General features: G+C 45.2%; 17 protein-coding genes. 10 read left to right on the forward strand and 7 right to left on the reverse strand.

From position 1 onward, the window contains the following. Positions 1–190 precede the first annotated feature (190 nt). The 3 genes from IRQ95_RS15135 to IRQ95_RS15145 form a co-directional block, all read right to left on the reverse strand. Positions 191–541 carry a YajD family HNH nuclease gene (locus IRQ95_RS15135; RefSeq protein WP_194437704.1) on the reverse strand — a complete coding sequence of 117 codons (351 nt, stop codon included), beginning with the start codon at positions 539–541 and terminating at the stop codon, positions 191–193. Between the two features lie 158 nt (positions 542–699). Then, positions 700–1,614, reverse strand: coding sequence for a pseudouridine-5'-phosphate glycosidase (locus tag IRQ95_RS15140; protein WP_194437705.1), 915 nt, complete (start codon positions 1,612–1,614; stop codon positions 700–702). Further along, the gene (locus IRQ95_RS15145) at positions 1,608–2,702 is read right to left on the reverse strand and encodes a PfkB family carbohydrate kinase (RefSeq protein ID WP_194437706.1); all 1,095 of its coding nucleotides are present in this window, start codon (positions 2,700–2,702) and stop codon (positions 1,608–1,610) included. Before IRQ95_RS15145 ends, IRQ95_RS15140 begins: the two co-directional genes overlap by 7 nt. 348 nt (positions 2,703–3,050) lie before the next feature. Between IRQ95_RS15145 and IRQ95_RS15150 the strand changes: the two genes are divergently transcribed. The 8 genes from IRQ95_RS15150 to IRQ95_RS15185 all read left to right on the forward strand — a co-directional run bounded on the left by IRQ95_RS15150 (position 3,051) and on the right by IRQ95_RS15185 (position 11,545). Beyond that, entirely contained in the window at positions 3,051–3,692 is a 642-nt protein-coding gene (locus IRQ95_RS15150; protein WP_194437707.1) for a hypothetical protein, read from the forward strand. Positions 3,693–3,707: 15 nt separating this feature from the next. Further along, the gene (locus IRQ95_RS15155; RefSeq protein ID WP_194437708.1) at positions 3,708–4,406 is read left to right on the forward strand and encodes an ABC transporter ATP-binding protein; all 699 of its coding nucleotides are present in this window, start codon (positions 3,708–3,710) and stop codon (positions 4,404–4,406) included. Further along, positions 4,394–5,659, forward strand: coding sequence for an ABC transporter permease (locus IRQ95_RS15160; protein WP_194437709.1), 1,266 nt, complete (start codon positions 4,394–4,396; stop codon positions 5,657–5,659). Before IRQ95_RS15155 ends, IRQ95_RS15160 begins: the two co-directional genes overlap by 13 nt. Further along, entirely contained in the window at positions 5,652–6,452 is an 801-nt protein-coding gene (locus IRQ95_RS15165; protein ID WP_194437710.1) for an outer membrane lipoprotein-sorting protein, read from the forward strand. The genes IRQ95_RS15160 and IRQ95_RS15165 overlap by 8 nt, the downstream gene beginning before the upstream one ends. A 2-nt stretch (positions 6,453–6,454) precedes the next feature. After that, positions 6,455–7,732, forward strand: coding sequence for a hypothetical protein (locus IRQ95_RS15170; RefSeq protein WP_194437711.1), 1,278 nt, complete (start codon positions 6,455–6,457; stop codon positions 7,730–7,732). After that, positions 7,732–8,796: a sensor histidine kinase gene (locus IRQ95_RS15175; protein ID WP_348541616.1), complete on the forward strand. Its 1,065-nt coding sequence runs from the start codon at positions 7,732–7,734 to the stop codon at positions 8,794–8,796. The genes IRQ95_RS15170 and IRQ95_RS15175 overlap by 1 nt, the downstream gene beginning before the upstream one ends. Continuing rightward, entirely contained in the window at positions 8,793–9,560 is a 768-nt protein-coding gene (locus IRQ95_RS15180) for a LytR/AlgR family response regulator transcription factor (RefSeq protein WP_194437712.1), read from the forward strand. The genes IRQ95_RS15175 and IRQ95_RS15180 overlap by 4 nt, the downstream gene beginning before the upstream one ends. Positions 9,561–10,006: 446 nt before the next feature. Continuing rightward, entirely contained in the window at positions 10,007–11,545 is a 1,539-nt protein-coding gene (locus IRQ95_RS15185) for a purple acid phosphatase family protein (protein ID WP_194437713.1), read from the forward strand. 79 nt (positions 11,546–11,624) lie between these two features. On the opposite strand, the gene IRQ95_RS15190 is transcribed toward IRQ95_RS15185, so the two are convergent. From IRQ95_RS15190 to IRQ95_RS15205, 4 genes are all read right to left on the reverse strand, one after another. Beyond that, a complete protein-coding gene (locus IRQ95_RS15190; RefSeq protein WP_194437714.1) occupies positions 11,625–12,302 on the reverse strand; it encodes an ABC transporter permease in 678 nt (225 codons plus the stop codon). Between the two features lie 3 nt (positions 12,303–12,305). After that, positions 12,306–13,046, reverse strand: a complete 741-nt coding sequence (locus IRQ95_RS15195) for an ABC transporter permease (protein ID WP_194437715.1) — start codon at positions 13,044–13,046, stop codon at positions 12,306–12,308. A gap of 112 nt (positions 13,047–13,158) precedes the next feature. Continuing rightward, complete coding sequence (locus IRQ95_RS15200; RefSeq protein WP_194437716.1) at positions 13,159–13,926, reverse strand: ABC transporter substrate-binding protein; 768 nt, start codon at positions 13,924–13,926, stop codon at positions 13,159–13,161. Positions 13,927–14,013: 87 nt separating this feature from the next. After that, complete coding sequence (locus IRQ95_RS15205) at positions 14,014–14,784, reverse strand: ABC transporter ATP-binding protein (RefSeq protein ID WP_194437717.1); 771 nt, start codon at positions 14,782–14,784, stop codon at positions 14,014–14,016. Between the two features lie 770 nt (positions 14,785–15,554). Here IRQ95_RS15205 and IRQ95_RS15210 point away from each other — a divergent pair. Both IRQ95_RS15210 and pflB read left to right on the forward strand, forming a co-directional pair. Further along, positions 15,555–17,102, forward strand: a complete 1,548-nt coding sequence (locus IRQ95_RS15210; protein WP_194437718.1) for a DUF3360 family protein — start codon at positions 15,555–15,557, stop codon at positions 17,100–17,102. A gap of 303 nt (positions 17,103–17,405) precedes the next feature. Next, a complete protein-coding gene (pflB, locus tag IRQ95_RS15215; RefSeq protein ID WP_194437719.1) occupies positions 17,406–19,682 on the forward strand; it encodes a formate C-acetyltransferase in 2,277 nt (758 codons plus the stop codon). The last annotated feature ends 153 nt before the right edge of the window (positions 19,683–19,835 follow it).

A 19,835-nucleotide genomic window follows, 5' to 3' on the forward strand; every position in this document is an offset into this window, starting at 1 on the left:
CCAAGTTTTACCATTTGCTTCCTTCAGATTTCACCTCACGGTGAACACCCTTGCATAGGCTAACGGTTCTCGCTCGACTGAGCCCGTAGAGGACTTTCACCTCCTAGATCAACGCCATGCTCGGCGCACGAAAAAAAAGACCCAGCGCACTACACGCTGGGTCTCACATTCAATATTAACGCAAGCGCAATTACTTGCCCTTTTTCATCATCGCCGCTAGATCTGCAAACGGGTTATGAGTTGCAGCTTTGTGCTCATCTTGGCCAGGTTGAACTTCACTGCCGTAGCGATCATGCTCTAGGTATTTGCTGTGCTCATGGTCGTGACAATACAAGCAAAGTAGCTCCCAGTTACTGCCATCGGCTGGATTGTTGGTGTGGTCGTGATCTTTGTGATGCACGGTTAGCTCACGTAAGTTTGAGTAAACGAATTCACGTGCGCAGCTACCACACACCCATGGGTATAGTTTGAGGGCGCGTTCACGATAATCGCTTTCATTGCGTTTGTAGGCAGCACTGCTTCCGTAAAAATCTGACGACATTTTCATAAACCTCGGTATTAATTTATGGCGATGCTACCACAGCTTAAATAGCAGTTATGTGCGAATTAACCGCTTCTTTGATCTGATCGGGTACAAAAAAACCGAGACGATATGGCCTCGGTTTCGTTTGTTTAATAGTTTTCTATTAGCTGAGCAAATTATGCGCAGTATTGCTTCGCGATATTTGCGCCAAGACGTGCGTTATTCAGTACTAACTGAATGTTAGAGTCTAGACTGTTACCACCAGTTAGTTCGCATACGCGAGCTAATAGGAATGGCGTTGATTCTTTACCGAAAATGCCCTGCTCTTCCGCTTCTTTAAGTGCTGTTTCAATCGCATCCGTGATTACTTGTGGAGACATTGCAAACTCATGAGGAATTGGGTTAGCGATAACTACGCCACCTTTCAGACCCATTTCCCACTTCGCTTTTAATGCGATAGCAATTTCATCAGCGCTGTCTAGGCGGTAATCAATACCGTGCTCACTTTCACGGGTGTAGAACGCTGGTAGGCTGTCAGTTTGGTAGCCAATTACCGGTACACCTTGAGTTTCTAAGTATTCGCGAGTTAGAGCAAGATCAAGAATCGATTTCGCGCCCGCACAAACAACAGCAACGTTAGTATTAGCAAGTTCTTGTAGGTCAGCAGAGATATCAAATGTCTCTTGCGCACCGCGGTGAACACCACCGATGCCGCCAGTTGCAAATACCTTGATACCTGCCATTTCTGCGATGATCATCGTCGCAGCTACGGTTGTTGCACCATCTTTCTTGCCTGCAACCATAAATGGAATGTCACGACGGCTTACTTTAGTTACCGCACTACCTGCTTGACCTAGGTGACGAATTTGCTCTTCATCTAGACCCACTTTTAGGCGACCGCCAATAATTGCGATAGTCGCAGGAATTGCACCTTGATCGCGAATAGTTTGCTCAACCAACAGCGCAGTTTCAACGTTACGTGGGTAAGGCATACCGTGAGAAATGATCGTCGACTCTAAAGCCACAACTGGGCGATTATTAACAAGTGCCTCTGCAACTTCTGGTTGAATATCTACATAATTCTCTAACATTGTGAGCTTTCCTCTAATTGACGTTGTACTGCATGTTCAGACATAGTGGTGTTAATCGTTTTGTCACTCTTAAGTGCCAAACAGGCTGCCGCTAGGGCAAAATCGACACTTTGTGACCAAGACCAGTCGCTCATGAATCCATGAGCCAGACCAGCCATTAATGCATCCCCAGCCCCAGTAACGTTATTTACTTGCGTGGCCGAAGGTGAAATAAATCTTTGCTCTGTTTCGGTACTTGAGAATGCCCCTTGGCTGCCCAAGCTGATCAGTAGTCGCTTAACACCTTTTTGGTGTAGAGCTTGTGCGACGTCTGGAAGCTGCTCCAATGACTCGATTTGAATACCCGAGAGCAGTTCAGCTTCAATTTTGTTTGGTTTTAGAGTGTGAATACGGTCAAGATATGGTTCCAGCTTACGTGCTTTTACCGACGAAACCGGATCAACAAATATCGGTTTATCACTATGAACGCTAAACAGATAATCAAGCGCACTGTCCGATAAGTTAGCATCAAGAATCAACGCACCGCTGCGGCTCAGTACTCCATCACGAGCAGCCAATGTTTCACTGTTCAACTGTTCGATCAGAGCCATATCATTGAGAGCAATATGCATCTCACCATCAGGCCCATGAATGGATAAATAGCTACTGGTGGTGGCGCCGGTAACCGTCAAGCAATGATCAACACTAACATTGGCAAGATGGCAAGCTTGCTTAAGTTGCTCACCCCATTTATCGTCACCAACGGCTCCGACAAACTGTACTTTGCTGCCTAGGCGACCAAGGTTATCGGCAATGTTGCGTCCCACACCACCAGCGCTGCTAGTTAGCACGCCTGGGTTTGAATCGCCAAACACCAACTCATTACGAGCAAGACCGCATAAGTCCATGTTGGCACCACCGATGACTACCGCGTAGCGTTCGGGCGCAATCACATAGCCTTTTCCCTGAATAAAACCTTTACGAGTCAGGTTCATAATATGACCTGCGACAGCACTGCGGCTTAACCCTAATTTGTCAGCCAGCGTTTGCTGCGCAATCATCGGATCTTGCTTAATCAGTGCCAGAATTTCATTTTCTCGCTCTGTCATTGTGACCTCATTCCATTGGGTGCAACCGCTGCACAACCAAACAATTGTTTGTAATATAAACACTTGTTTATTTAGTGCAAACGTTTGCCCATAAATGTGTGAGAATAAGCACAAAAACAGTAGGTATTATTTTTCGCACAAACAAACGTTTGCTTTGTTTGTGTATGTATTTTTATTGCTCTAAGCGCATAGCTTTCACTCGATTACGTCCATTACTGGGCGCTTTTTCCATTCGTCCTACGTGGTTAACCATTTATCGAGCGATTCAACCGTTTGTCGCATTATCATGCAGCGCCGACACCATATTCATATTCTAAGTGCATCCAAAAAGGACAAGGACTTAGAACGATGAAATCAGTAATAACTCTCCTCACTGGCGCTATCATCTCTGCAACGACCAGCTTCAACCTTTACGCTAACCCTACCCCTGACATTTTGGCGAATTACAACCAAGCAGCAGAAGGCAACGAAGCTTTAGTAGAGACTGTTTATGACCAACTCAATGCACTGATTAAAGAGCAAGGAGCAAAACCTTTAAGCTTGGTCTATCTCGGCAGCACGCAAACATTACAAGGTCGCGATGCCTTTATGCCGTGGAACAAAATGAAGTACACCGAACAAGGTTTAGCAACGATTGCCAAAGCGGTGGCTTTGATTGATTCATTACCGCAAGACATCAATCAGCAGCAACGTATTCAAGGTTTACCTGAGGCCTATCTTACTCAAGCGATGGCTGCCGTAACTTACACATCTTTACCGGATTTCTTTAACCACTTTGAACGTGGCTATGACCTCTACTTGCAGCTACTCAACGATCCACGTTTTGCTCAACAACCTTTTGCTGCCACAGCCTGGGTTTATCACACAGGTATTGCAGCCGCACTGAAATCAGAAGATTTAACCCAAGCGAAAGAGTGGCTTTCTGTTATGGCTCACGCGGATTCAACACATCCACAAACCCAAGCTGCTCAAGCACTAATCGCTCATTAACCAAGAGGAACGATCATGATTGCGTTTAACCATATTCAGCGCCATTACCAACTCGGTAGACAAACAGTTCCTGCGCTAGCGGACGTATCAGGTGAGATTGAAGCAGGTGAAATGGTTGCTCTATGCGGACCTTCAGGCAGTGGCAAAAGCACGTTACTCAACGTTCTCGGCTTGTTAGATACGCAATATCAAGGTGAAGTATTACTCCATGGCAAGCCACTACCCAAGAGGGCCAAACCAGCCGCACAACTGCGCCGCTCCCAACTTGGTTTTATATTCCAGCGTTTTAATCTTATCCCTGTGATGAGCGCACTTGAGAACGTCGCTTACCCTTTGATGCTTAACGGCGTCAGCAAAAAAGAGCAACATCTGCAAGCGACGCAAATGTTGCGTTTGGTCGGTCTCGAGGATTATCTCGAACACCGACCAGACCACCTTTCCGGTGGGCAACAGCAACGCGTCGCTATCGCCCGCGCCTTAGTACACAAACCCTCGCTGGTGATTGCGGATGAGCCCACCGCCAGTTTAGACAGTAAAACTGCCAACATCGTGGTCGATATCATGCGCCGCCTCGGACATGAGATGAACACCACCTTTTTAGTCGCCACTCATGACCCACGCATGGCCTCTCGTTGTGACCGAACCATCGAGCTGCTCGATGGCGAACTCAACCCGATTCAATCGAGTGAAAAGGTGATTTCATGGGCCAGCTAATCAACCGTTTTTTCCCTGACACACTACGCCTCGCTTGGTTAAATCTAAGGCGTAACCAGCGTCGTAGCTTGCTGTCGATTCTGATCATCGCCATTACGATATTTGCTTTAACCAGTATTGGTGGTTTTGGCCTCTACACCTACGACAGTTTAGAGCAATCAACCGCGCGCGATGTCGGTCATGTGATTATCTCAACACCCGGCTATTTTGAAAAAGAAGAAGAGATGCCTTTAGCAAACGGGTTAGATCACACCCAATCGCTTATCAATCGAGTGATGGCATTAGATTATGTACGTGGTGTTCAACCGAGCATTGACTTTACCGGACTGATATCAAACGGTAACAAGTCGACAATCTACGTTGGACGAGGCGTTAATGATCGTGAATTTGATATGAAAGGTCCTTTTCTTGATGTACGTGAAGGGAAAACACTTTCGAATCTACGTTCACCTCGATACGACGCCGCTGAGCCAGAAGTAATGTTAGGTACAGATTTAGCCAATAATCTTAATGTCACAATCGGTGACTGGGTCACTTTACTCGCTACCACTACTGATGGCGCGTTGAATGCGTTTGATTTCAAAGTTCGCGGTATCTACTCAACGGGAATTCCTGAACTCGACAAACGTCAGCTTTATATCCACATCGACACAGCGCAAGAGCTACTCAACAGCCAAAAAATCAGCACCATTTCAGTATTCTTGTTCGAATTAGCGCAAACCGAACTCGCTCAGCAAGATATCGCTGCCCTGCTCGCCAACCATGCACAATCTCTACAATTCACACCATGGCATGAGCGCGCATTTTTCTACCAAAACGTGAAAAGCCTCTATGACCGCATCTTTGGCATCATCGGCGCAATCATGGCTATGGTGGTTTTTGTCTCACTATACAACACCATGATCATGTCGGTAACCGAGCGTACACGAGAGATTGGCACGCTGTCTGCGCTTGGCTGCTACCCAAATGAAATCATTGGCGGCTTTATCCGTGAGGCGGGTCTGCTCGCCATAATAGGCAGCATAATTGGTGCGCTGTTGGCAGGTTTGTTAACCCTATTCCTCACTGTTGCCGACATTCAAATGCCGCCCCCTCCAGGAATGACTGAAGGCTACCCGCTGACGATCTACTTCTCTATTGAACTCGCGATAGTCGCATCAACTGGTGTGATGCTGATCTGTTTAATCGCCGCCTTTTTTTCGGCACGAAAAGGCGTAAACACCCCTATTATCGAGGCTCTTATCCATGTTTAAACCTACTCAATCTCAATCACGTTCTCCAATGATTAAGCTCTGCCTGTCCCTATTAGCCATGCTTGGTCCGGTCGCGAGTAGCTATGCCGAGCTTAACCAAGCACAGGTCGACCAACTGATTAGCAAAGCGGATGACTACCGACTGAGTGAAGAGTCCGCCAAAGTGGTCTCAATCGTCTCTCTTTATCAGAATCAGCTGCTCGACAAAACCCGTCAGTACAATGTCTACTCGAGACCCAATCGAGAGTCTTTAGTGGTGTTTAAATCTGCGGTGGAAGCGGGGCAAAAAATGCTGATGCTGCAAGATAACTTTTGGCTGCAAATGCCGAAAAGCCGTCGCCCTATTCGTATTACACCAATGCAAAAGTTGCTTGGTGAGGCGTCAGTTGGCGATATCAGTTCTCTCACTTGGAACCAAGATTATCAAGGTAAGTGGGTCAATGATACTCAGGTCAATGACCAAAATGGGCTTTCGTATCAAAGCCATCAACTGGTTCTCGTCGCGAAAACAAGCAGTGCGAGCTATCAAAAAATAGCGCTTTGGCTAGAAAAAGACACCGGTTTTCCAATTAAAGCAGATTTGTATCTACTCTCAGGAAAACTAGCTAAGCAGGCCATTTTCATTCGAGGCGTTCGCAACAACCGACTCGCCGTGACCGCCATGAGCTTGTCTGATGCTATTCAGCCAAGTAAGAAAACCGTGATTGAGTATCAATCCGTTACCCCTATGACGTTGGCAGATAAGTACTATAACCCGAGCTTCCTCGCACGTAATAGTACCACGGAGCTGTAACCATGTTGCGCTTACTATCGATAGTGATTTTTTCGACCATGTCTTATGACATCAAAGCCGATGCGTTGCAACTCAGTTGGGATTGGGCGCTATCGGCAAAACATGATCAGCTGCGTGAGAGTGCCTTTATTAAGCCGAATAACGACGAGCAGTCTCGGCTCGATGCGCTACTGGATGTAGGGGCTAGCTATGGTCAGTGGATCGGCTTGTTGGCTCTTTATAGCCAAGGCGTTTACCAAGATGAAAATCATCGCTGGCTTGAAGATAGCCACAACCAGTTGATTGTCCGTGAGCTTGCATGGCAAAGCACGTTGGATGTCGCGGAGCACAGTTATGATTTTTCACTGGGGAAAATACGCCTCGACTATGGCGTTAGCTATGGTTATCGCCCACTCGATATGTTCAAGCCTTATCGCCAAAACCCGATCGGGTTGAGTATCGAAGAAGGTGCTAGTGTTGCAAGTCTCGCTTCCTTTGATGAAAGCGGTGAGTGGACATTGCTCTATACCAATTCCCATTGGACAGACAATGATGCCGAACCGTTTAACGCAGAAAACCAACAACAAGGTATTGGCGTTAGACGCTACGGATTGCACGACAATGCCGAATACCAGTTAATTGCTTATTATGACGACGTGCGTCATGGCAGCCTCGGAGCAAGCTGGGTGTCGGTACCCAATCCCGCTTGGGAATTTCATGTCGAAGCGCTATGGCAAAAACAACATAAGCAGTTTTCTTTGCCCACCCAACCACGGCACGCAGTTGAGCTCTCGCAACAAGGTTCTGCTTGGCAAACTCTGCTCGGTTCCACCTACACCACTCTTGGTGGACACAGTTTTATCGGTGAATATTGGTACGACAGCCGTGCTTGGAGCGATGAACAGTGGCACAAAGCACAAAACCAAGCCCACGCGCTACAAAATATCACTCAATCCTCCTCCTTAGCTCACTCTTATGCTCAAGGTCTCAGCCATTACAACTTAACCGAGCACAGTATATTGCTCCATTGGAGTTGGGATACCAATGCATGGCTCCAGTGGCAAGAAAACAGCCATTGGGCTTGGCTTGGCGACGTAACGCCAAAAGTCGACTTATTGATCTCGCCACAAGATGGTGGCGTCATTGCCACCCAGTGGCTCACATACCAATGGATTGATACTGGCTACGCTTCGGTTGATTTGGAATTCACTGCACGCTTTTTGAGCGGAAAAAGCGATTCTGCTTACGCACAGATTAATCAAAGCCATACACTCACTTTTACGCTTAAAGGAAAATTCTAGTGGACGTGTCGAATTTAGTCATTTGCCCCCGTTGGCGCAATTTCATAATTACTAGCTTATTTTGTCTATTCGTTGCTGTCACGACTTACACAGTGTGGGCCGGTGAGGCTTATGTACATGTAATGACCAGTTTTGGCTATGGTTACGCAGCGCTGCTATCTTCACTTTTTCTCACCAGCCTATTCCCCAGCCTAAACCACATCATTGAAACAGCGTTATCTCTAACGATGTCGATAATTTTAGGCTCACTCAACGCTTGGTTCTGGCTCAGTAGCTATTTCGGTTCTAATCTGTCTGAACTGCTGCCCGTGGTGATGCTTGGTATCGTATTCTCTGGGATGTGCTTTTACTATTTTTATAACCGAGAGCAAATGGCAATTGCCGATAAGCAATTGGAAGAGACCAAACGTAAGCAAGCTGAGCAAGAAAAAGCACTAATTCTCAGCCAATTAATGCAAATGCAGAGCCAAATTGAACCACATTTTTTATTCAATACATTGGCTAATATTAGTGCGCTAATGTCACAAGATGTCGATAAGGCACGGATGATGGTCGATAAACTCACCGATCTGCTACGCACAACATTGACCAACTCTCGACGCACCGAAACCACAGTGGCAGATGAAGTTCGACAACTCGACGCGTATCTGGCGATTCAAAAAATTCGTTTGGATGAGCGCTTACAATTTAGTATTGACGTTGACCCACAACTCCAGCAGACCACTCTGCCACCGATGTTGATTCAACCACTAGTCGAAAACGCGATTCAACACGGCATAGAGCCAAAAGCGGTTGGCGGCACGATTACCGTGTGCATATTTAGCCAAGAAGGAAACATGGTTGTTCGTGTCAGCGACAACGGCATTGGTATTAGTGAAAATCCACACACTAAAGGACACGGCATTGGATTAAGTAATATTAAGCAAAGAATCAAAGGTCTTTATGAGCAGAACGGCAGTGTCGTCGTTACACAACCGGAACAAGGTGGTTTTTGCGTCACGATTTCAATGCCAAAAGAGGTCACGCAAACGGCTCACCACGCAGTAAAGGGAACAACAGCATGAATTCAATCACCGCAATTATCGCCGACGATGAGCCTCTCTTACGTCACCACTTAGACAAAAGCTTATCGGAAGTGTGGCCAGACTTAGAGATAGTTGCGACCTGCGGAGATGGTAAACAAGCACTGGAAAAAATCGTCCAATATACTCCAGATATTGTCTTTCTTGATATTCGTATGCCTGAGTTGGATGGCATGGCGGTAGCTAAACAACTTGTTCAACTTGAGCAGCAGCCATTAGTGGTGTTTGTCACCGCTTTTGATCAATATGCCATTAATGCTTTTGAGCAAAATGCGCTTGATTACTTGCTTAAGCCCATCAATGAAGAACGCCTTGAACATTGCTGTCAAAAGCTTCAGCAACATTTACACGCCAAGAGCAACAAGCAAGCCCCTGATATCAATCATCTATTGGCACAAATCAGCCAACTGACACCAAAGCAGCAGCAATACCTTCGATGGATTAAAGCCGCTCAAGGTGATGACATTCATCTGATTTCAACCAATGACGTACTCTACTTCAAAGCCGAAGAGAAGTACGTATCGATTTATACCGATGAAAGTGAGTATCTGATCCGCACTCCAATTAAAGAACTACTGCAACAACTCGATCCTGATTTGTTTTGGAAAATTCACCGTTCGACGGTGGTGAGAGTGGCAGCAATTGATAAAGTCACTAAAGATTTTACTGGCCGCATGTATGTAAAAATGGCTGGCCATAAACTTGCCGTCAGTCGTGCTCAGCAAGGCTTATTTAAAGGAATGTAAATCGCTACCACATAGCAAGATTAAAACGCCTAGATAGCTTGGTGTGACCTCTGCGTTTCATGGTTCTCCCAAGTATTACATTGACGACGCAGATTAAACGCCTTTGTCTTATTTTGTGAACTCGCACCTCAGATAAACGACGCTTTTTTCGGCTAGTTCAAACAACAACACTTTCACTTGTCGCAGTCTATTTTTGTGCCCCTCTCCAATTTCTCAATGATAGACTGAGAAATCATCTAGCTCTCAACTTTCATTCTCCTCCAATCGAAAGCATATTCTCAGTTTTTAGACAAATGCAGCGAGTTGTGATCCTGCTTTTACATTCATTTTCTGCTCCTGACATAATCATCTCGCAACCAATCGTAAATCTGATGTGTACCTAGTAATTCATATATTTCTCTACCCTTTTAATCGCCATTGTTAGCAATAGCATACGAGGTCAAGTTATGAAGAAAACACTACTTAGCGCTTTAATTTTGGCTAGCATAAGTTTTACAACATCGGCATCTGAACAAGATGCTTTCAAAGTACGCCCCTACCTCCAAAACCCTACCAATACCAGCATGACTATTATGTGGGTTACCACCGACAGCAATGCGGGTGAAGTGGTGGTTTCAGGGGAAGATTTTAGTAAATCGGTCAAATCGTCTCCTCAACAAGCAAAGGAGCTAAATTACTATCCGACCGAAATTGAAAAATATAGCCCCGACACCGCCACACCTTATATCCACAGTGTAAAAGTCGATGGCCTCGCGCCTGGCACCCAATATGAATATGTCGTTGAGCAAGGTGATGAAAAATACAGTGCTCACTTCACTACGGTGCCAAGCAAAGATGGCGATGTCCGATTTGTGGTGTATTCAGACTCAGAAACAGAGCCTGAATCTACGGGCAAGACCAGACGTTGGTCAGAACCTTATGGAGACTTTGATCGTCAATATCTTGTTGATCAAACCACAGGTTACCAAGAGAACATTCGAGTGATGATTGAACGTCAACCCAACTTCATCGCCATCGCTGGAGACCTAGTCGAATCTGGCAATGAACAGCGCGACTGGGATGAATTCTGGCGTCATAACGCTGGCGAGTACAATAACATCGCCTCGTACGTGCCACTCTTCCCTGCGCTCGGCAATCACGAAAACTACCCCGGCCCTGATGGCGGTATGAAAGAGTACAATACTGAATTGGCTCTACAAGCGATTGCTCGATACAAAGCCTATTTTGACGTTCCAGATAACGGCAGCGAAGTCGAGGCATACAAAGATCGCTTCTATCGTATTGATTACGGTCCAATCACCTTTATTACTCTCGACACGTCTGACGGCAAAGAAGATAAAACTGACAAGGATACCAACTGGCGTTTGCCAGGCGTTAACGCTCCTGACTTTAACCCAGGTTCTGAGCAATATGTCTGGCTGGAGAAACAACTCGCGGATGCACAGAAGAACAGTCAATTTACCTTTGTTCAGTTCCACCATGTTCCATATTCTGTAGGCCCTCACGGATTCCCGACGGGTAATGGCGGCTTTGACAATGGTCAAGATAATCAATCTGGTGTACCAGTTCGTGTGCTCACACCTCTGTTTGCTAAGTATGGCGTCGATGCGGTGTTTGCTGGACACGATGAGATGTACGAGCACTCACTTGTTGATGGTGTCCATTTTTACGATACCGGTATCGGCGGTGACGGTTTACGCGGCCCTTACTTCGGTGAAGATGGAAAATACAAAACTGATTTAGATAATCCATACCAACAATTCTTAGCTCATCTTGACTCTCCAGAAGTCTGGCAAGATAAACAGCTGATTAGTGGTGGTAAGCACTACGGACACATGGAAGTCAACGTATTCCAAAATAACCAAGGCGTATGGACGACTGAAATTGCACCCGTCTATGTCTTCCCAATTATGAACAAACAAGGGGAAGTTACCAGTTGGGAACGACGCGTCTACGATGATGTCGTAACGTTAACGGCCAATTGATGCCTAACCACTCTTTATAATCGATAACGCCCCACATTGTGCAATACAATGTGGGGCGTTTTTAGTCGGTCAATACGTCTCAGCTTAAAGGTCTAAGGTAGGCTAAGAAACGTTTCTCAGCATTTTTGAAAATCCACAGAATTAAGAAAGTCAGCGCCATATAGAACAAGCCAGCTGTGAGGAATGACTCAAATGGCGCGTAGTAACGAGAGTTCACCAAACGCGCCGCACCGGTGAGATCAAGAATGGTCACAATACCTGCCACCGCACTACCATGCAGCATGAAAATCACTTCATTGCTGTAAGCTGGCAGTGCACGACGCAAAGCGCTAGGCAAAATGATACGGCGATAAGTCATAAACGTGCTCATGCCATACGCCTTGGCTGCTTCAACTTCTCCTTTTGGTAATCCATTGATTGCACCGCGAATAATTTCGGCAGTGTAAGCAGAAGTATTAAGCACAAAGGCGACCAGCGCGCAGAACCAAGCGTTTTCCCATAAGGTATCTTTTACTGGAAAAAATTGATCCATACCGTAGTAAATTAGGTAAAGCTGGACTAGCAGCGGTGTGCCACGGAAAAAGTAGATGTATCCCCAGCTTGGTAGCATCAAAAGATAGTTGCGGCTATTGCGGGTGATTGCCAAAGGTATCGCGACCAACAAACCTAAGATAAGCGCCAAACCAACCAGCCAGAAAGTGGTCCAAAGCCCTTCTAAATAGATAGGGAAGCTCTCAATAATCAATGAAAAGTCCATTTTCTACCTCGCATGTATACTGAATTTACGTTCAACCAGTTTAAGCAAGCCGGTAGAGACGCTGGTAAAAAATAGGAAGATGATTGCGACGGCCATATAGAAGGTAAATGGCATTTTTGTTGAGCCTGCTGCCAATGCGCTTACCCTAACCATATCTTCTAAGCCAATAATCGAAACCAACGCGGTGGTTTTCAGCAATACCAGCCAGTTATTACCGAAGCCTGGTAACGCATGGCGAACCATTTGCGGGAACAAAATACGGCGAAATGCCAACGTCGAACTCATGCCGTAGGCTTTCGCTGCTTCTAATTCGCCCTTATCCACCGCCATGATCGCACCACGGAAAGTTTCCGCCATATAAGCACCAAAGATAAAGCCAATGGTCAAAACGCCAGCGATAAACGGACTAACATCAATATAATCAGGAAGGTAAGAAACCCATTCATGGTCTGGGTTGCTTGAGGTAAACCATTCGTTCAGCCATTCATTAATCGAGTAAAGGCTGTTATTCAATAATATCTGTCCGCCGAAGAAGATCAGCATCATTAATACCAGATCGGGAATTCCGCGAATGATAGTGGTGTAAAGGGTGGCAATAGCACGAGCCCAGCGATAAGGGGCTAGCTTTGCTAATGCGCCAAGCATTCCCAGAATAACGGCAAGCAAAAGGGACAAGAGTGCCACTTCTATCGTGACCTGTGCCCCTTTTAAAATGGAGGCTTCATATCCTTGAAGATCCAGCATAGGTGAGTTCCTTTCCCTAAACTAAAGTTCGACCGCTGGCTACATCTAGGAACAAGCCAACGGTCGCAGAGAGCCAATCGCTCGTTACCTACCGAGCTTAATTGGCTAGCGTTTACTGACCGTAAACGTCGTAGTTGAAGTATTTAGCCGCGATCTCTTGGTAGATACCTTTTTCACGCAAAGACAAAATCGCTTCATCGAGTTTCTTAGTCAGATCTTTGTCTTGCTTACGAACTGCAATACCAAAACCCTCGCCGAACCATTGTGGATCCGTTAGAGATGGACCAACGAACTCATAACCGTCACCACCCTTAGCATTGAGTACACCTTCTTCTAAGGCAGAAGCATCACCCAGTACTGCTGCAATTCGACCATTTGCAAGATCAAGGTACGCTTCATCAAATGAACCGTAACGAACAATCTCAACTTTATCGTAATTGTCTGTTAGGTACTTATCGTGAGTGGTCGCACGTTGCACGCCGATCTTTACACCATCAAGGTTGTCAAAATTTAGACCCGCATCTTTCTTGGCAATAAATTTGTTTGGAATAAGTGCGTATTTGCCAGTGAAGTCAATTTTCTTTTTACGCTCTTCAGTAATCGACATTGCTGCGATAATTGCATCGTATTTACGCGCAAGCAGAGAAGGAATGATGCCATCCCAATCTTGAGGAACGATCTTACATTTAACTTCCATCTCTTTACAAAGTGCGTTGGCCATATCGACATCAAAGCCTTTGAGTGAACCGTCAGCTTCTGTCCAGCTAAATGGAGGATAAGCACCTTCAATGCCAAAACGAACTGTCTTCCAATCTTTCGCTTGTGCCATGCCTGTCACTGTTGTAGCTGCCAGTGCCGCTACTACTAACCACTTTTTCATTTCCATACTCCTGTGATTTTTAGTGTTTATTAGATAATTACTAGATGTTGTGTTGCTCTGCCTTGTTGTTTAGTTCAAGAAAGGCAGTTAATAAATAGACGAGATAAATTGTTGCAAACGCTCAGATTCAGGGCTGGTAAATAATTTGGCAGGATCACCCTGCTCCTCTACCAAACCTTGATGAAGAAACATCACATGATTTGAAACGTCACGGGCAAAGGCCATCTCATGAGTCACCACTAACATGGTGCGTCCTTCCTCAGCAAGATCGCGCATTACACCAAGCACTTCACCAACCAACTCAGGGTCAAGTGCCGAAGTTGGCTCATCAAATAGCATGACCTCAGGGTCGACCGCTAACGCTCTTGCTATCGCTGCACGCTGCTGCTGCCCACCAGATAAATGACCAGGGTAGTAATCTTTGCGCTCGTACAAGCCAACTTTCTTGAGTAGCAATTCTGCATTTTCAATCGCTTGGGCCTTCGGCACACCTAAGACATGAACTGGAGCTTCGATCACATTTTCAAGTACCGTTAAATGTGACCATAGGTTAAACCCTTGGAATACCATTGCTAAACGAGAACGGATTCGTTGCACTTGTTTTTCATTCGCAGGAACGGCTTCACCTTGGCGGTTGTTTTTCATCTCAATCAATTCGCCATTGACCCAGATTTCGCCGTCTGTATGGGTTTCAAGAAGGTTGATACAACGTAAAAAGGTACTTTTACCTGATCCGGAAGAACCGATTATCGAGATAACATCACCTTTGTGGGCTTCTAAAGAAATGCCTTTTAGAACTTCATTTTGACCGAAGGTCTTGTGCAAGTTATTGATATTTAGCGCTGGTACATCTTTCATGCGCTGCTACTCCCTGTAATATTATCTTCGTCAAGCATATATTTGTTACTGCTTGATTGCATGGATCCTTCCATTTGCCATCAAACTAGCACTAACCCCTTAAACATGCAACAAATTATTAACCTGCACAAATTGGTTATATAGACACTTTATATGAATAAATAAGCACAATATAGTTATTAGTACTTTATTGCATGCATAAGACAAAGCGAGTCGCGAAACTGATAATTGACTCACTTAACATTTACCACACAAAAATCCGCTCCAAATATTCGCCGATAAAAATGTTGCAACTATGCGGTAAAAAGTAAACTACAGGTTTGGTCAAGGTTACATTTTGAAAGCAATTTTCAGGTTTCAAGCGCAAAGTAAGTCAATCCTTAACCATGTTGCGTAGTTTTCTTTCACATTCTTTCATAAAGTGATCTAAATCAATCACTCTTAAGGGTTAGCACGTTAAACTCCCGACGGACAAAAGCCTCAACTGACGCTTTTTTGTCCGCTTCTTCGTCTATTCTTAAGCACATGCTATACGTGCCGCTTAAAGGGCAAAAAGGATTTCTTGTAAGAAGCTATACCTAAACGACTTGTCGTGACTGTTAGGCAACTAACGAACTAAACCTCAAAATACAGAGATTACTGTGTAGTGAGATTAGTGAATATCACGCTTCAAGCGGTCTAGGTATATGAACAGACGTTTTACGCAGTCGCTTATATCAAAAACAAACGAGCGACTTAAAATAAATCACTAACTTTAATATGAGGAATCTATGTCAGACGCAGTCAATAAGCCGCACTCTGATTCGGATATCGAAAACAAGAGCTATCGCGAGCTGCATCGTCCGTCATCGGAATTTGCATCACGTTCCGATTACCTAGATCACGAACTTCAAATCATGAAGCCACGTCGCTTTGGTTTAAACCTACCTGGCCGTGACTTCCGTTTCGAGCTTGAGGACTTAGTTCCAGCTCTTGCGGGTACAATCGGCATCATCGCGATGTACTCAGCAGTAATGATGTCTTGGGCAGAAGGTCTGACAGCTGCTTGGGATCACGTAAACCTTGGTAAAGAGTTTGCGATTGAAGTTGCACGTGTAGAGATGCTTATCCCTGCATTCCTATTCTGTGTTCTAGCATCTGGCTTCATTAACCCGAAAGCAAACCTTGCGGGTAACCACGGTCCGATGATCCCACTTATCGCGACTATCGCACTAGCGGGTGCTCACCCTCTTGCTCTTGCAATCCTGATCGGTGTATTCGGTCTGATCTTGAGTTTCCTAAAAGGTGGTTCCAAACTGGTTAACCTTACCTCCGAAGGTACAGCAGGTGGCTTGCTTATCTTCCTAGGTCTAACCGGTACAATGAGCCAAATCACCTCGATTCAAGAGTGGGCAGTTGGTCTTCAATCAGACACAGTTGCAGCAGGCAGCATGGGTTACGTTGGTCTAGTTGTACTAGCAGTAACTATCGTTCTTTACGCATACCTTGCGAAAGTAAACAAACGCTGGCTAGCTATCCCTGTGTGTGCTTTCACCGGTCTTGCTATCGCTTTGGCATTTGGTGCAGGTTTCGATATCAAATTCGTGACTGAACCAGGTCTACCTAACCTAAACCCAGTTTACTGGTGGGGCAGCACTGAAGAAGGTTGGATGCTTGGTCTTCCAAACATGCAGCACTTCATCGCGTCTCTACCTTTCGCAATTCTTGCGGTAGCAATGTGGTCACCAGATTTCCTAGGTCACCGTATTTTCCAAGAGCTAAACTACCCTAAAAAGACTGAAAAAGTTCTTATGGACGTAGATGACACTATGACTATGTGTTCTATCCGTCAGATGGTTGGTACAGCTGTAGGTGGTGGTAACATCACTTCATCTTGGGGTACTTACATGATCCCAGCTGCGATCGCTAAACGCCCTATTCCAGGCGGTGCAATCCTTCTTGGTCTAATCGTAATGGCAGTGGCTATCCTTGGTTTCCCAATGGACGTAGCGGTATGGCCACCAGTAATGCGTGTAGCACTACTAGTAGGTGTATCTCTACCTCTACTAGAAGCGGGTATGCAAATGGTTAAAGACTCTAAAGACTCACAAGCTGCAGGTATCTGTATCTTTGGTTCTGCGGTAGTTAACCCTGTACTAGCTTGGGCACTAACCATGCTACTAGACAACAACGGTCTAATCGGCGACAAAGAGCGTGCTGCTCGTCTAGGTTTTGTTGATAAAATCGTAATTCCAGTAGGCGTACTAGTGATCTGTCTAGTTGCAATGCTTGCTGTTGGTATGCTTGAAGATCAGTTTGGTATTCCTGCACTACTGTAATTTTTGAGCTATAAATGAAGGGGACGCGATTTTCGCGCCCCTTTTTATCAATTATTTTTAGTATTTGTTGATTTAGTTTAAGGTTTCAAAAATTTTTTAGTGTATCCTTGAATTCGAACTGGTAATATCCCATATAAAGAGTAATGACAATTTCTATAGGTTTTTGATCGAATACGAATAGCGATCAGTAAAGGCTATACATATTGTTATTTTAAATAAGAGTGTACTGTTCCTCATACCGAGGATAGCTGGCTCAGCGGCGAAACCAGTACGTGTTTTTTCTACTAAAAAGGTAGGTATGTCATGGCAGAGCAATTTGCTAAAGCTTGGGAAGGTTTTGTACAAGGTGATTGGCAAAACGAAGTAAACGTACGTGATTTCATTCAGAAGAACTACGCTCCGTATGAAGGCGACGAATCTTTCCTAGTTTCTGAAGGTACTGAAGCAACTAATACGCTTTGGGCTAAAGTAATGGAAGGCATCAAAATTGAGAACGCAACTAAAGCGCCTCTTGATTTCGATACTGACGTTATCTCTACCATCACTGCTCACGATGCAGGCTACATCGAAAAAGATCTAGAAACTATCGTTGGTCTACAAACTGAAAAACCACTTAAGCGTGCAATCATCCCTAACGGTGGTGTACGTATGGTTGAAGGTTCTTGTAAAGCATACGGTGAAACTCTAGACCCTATGATTTCTAAGATCTACTCAGAATACCGCAAAACTCACAACGCTGGCGTTTTCGATATCTACACTCCTGATATCCTAGCTTGTCGTAAGTCTGGTGTTCTGACTGGTCTTCCAGATGCATACGGCCGTGGTCGTATCATCGGTGACTACCGTCGTGTTGCACTATACGGTATTGACTTCCTAATGAAAGACAAGCTGGCTCAATTCAAGTCTCTTCAAGAGCGTTTTGAGAACGGCGAAGACCTAACAGCAACTATGCAACTTCGTGAAGAAATTGCTGAGCAACACCGCGCTCTAGGTCAAATCAAGCAAATGGCTGCTAAGTACGGTTTCGATATCTCTGAGCCTGCTCAAACTGCTAAAGAAGCTATCCAGTGGACTTACTTCGGCTACCTAGCTGCAGTTAAATCACAAAACGGTGCTGCAATGTCTCTAGGTCGTACTTCGACTTTCCTAGACATCTTCATCGAGCGTGATATCGCTGCTGGCAAGATCACTGAAGTTGAAGCTCAAGAAATGATCGACCACTTCGTAATGAAGCTACGTATGGTTCGTTTCCTACGTACTCCTGAATACGATGAGTTGTTCTCTGGTGACCCAATCTGGGCTACTGAGTCAATGGGCGGTATGAGTCTTGACGGTCGTACACTAGTTACACGTACTAACTTCCGTTTCCTAAACAGCCTATACACTATGGGTCCTTCTCCAGAGCCAAACATCACTGTACTTTGGTCTGAGCAGCTACCTGACGGCTTCAAACGTTTCTGTGCTAAAGTATCTATCGATACTTCTTCTATCCAGTACGAAAACGATGATCTAATGCGTCCTGACCTAGAATCTGACGACTACGCAATCGCATGTTGTGTATCTCCAATGGTTGTTGGTAAGCAAATGCAGTTCTTCGGCGCACGTGCTAACCTTGCGAAAACTATGCTTTACGCAATCAACGGCGGTGTGGATGAGAAACTGAAGATGCAAGTTGGTCCTGTTTCTGACAAGATCACTGACGAAGTTCTAAACTACGACGACGTAATGGCTCGCCTAGACACATTTATGGACTGGCTAGCTAAGCAATACGTGACTGCTCTAAACAGCATCCACTACATGCACGACAAATACAGCTACGAAGCGTCTCTAATGGCTCTTCACGACCGTGACGTTCGTCGTACTATGGCATGTGGTATCGCAGGTCTATCTGTTGCAGCTGACTCACTATCTGCAATCAAGTTCGCAACTGTTAAACCAGTTCGTGACGAAGATGGCATTGCAATCGACTTCGAAATCGAAGGCGATTACCCTAAATTCGGTAACAACGACGCACGCGTTGATGACATCGCATGTGAACTTGTTTCTACGTTTATGGGCAAAATCCGTAAACTTAAGATGTACCGTGATGCAATCCCAACTCAGTCTATCCTTACTATCACTTCAAACGTTGTGTACGGTAAGAAAACTGGTAACACTCCAGACGGTCGTCGTGCTGGCGCTCCTTTCGCTCCTGGTGCAAACCCAATGCACGGTCGTGACGAGAAAGGTGCTGTAGCATCACTAACATCTGTAGGTAAACTACCGTTTGCTGACGCTCAAGATGGTATCTCTTACACTTTCTCTATCGTGCCAAACGCACTAGGTAAAGAAGAAGATAGCCAACGTGCTAACCTTGCTGGTCTAATGGATGGTTACTTCCACCACGAAGCTGGCATCGAAGGTGGTCAACACCTAAACGTGAACGTTCTTAACCGCGAAACTCTAGAAGACGCAGTTAAGCACCCTGAGAAATACCCTCAGCTAACAATCCGCGTTTCTGGTTACGCTGTACGCTTTAACTCTCTAACTGCAGAGCAACAAGCTGACGTAATCGCACGTACTTTCACTGAGTCTCTATAATTCTCAGCTGATTAATTGATGAAAGCCTCGCATTAGCGGGGCTTTTTTTTGTCCCAAGTTTTTCCTAAATTAGTTAGCTGGATCTACCCTACTTCCTAGAATTGACCTTAAACTCACTAAAACATCTGTTTCTCATAGCTATAATCATGTTGG

Origin of the sequence: Vibrio fluminensis, assembly GCF_015278125.1 — a bacterium.
Classification (GTDB): domain Bacteria; phylum Pseudomonadota; class Gammaproteobacteria; order Enterobacterales; family Vibrionaceae; genus Vibrio; species Vibrio fluminensis.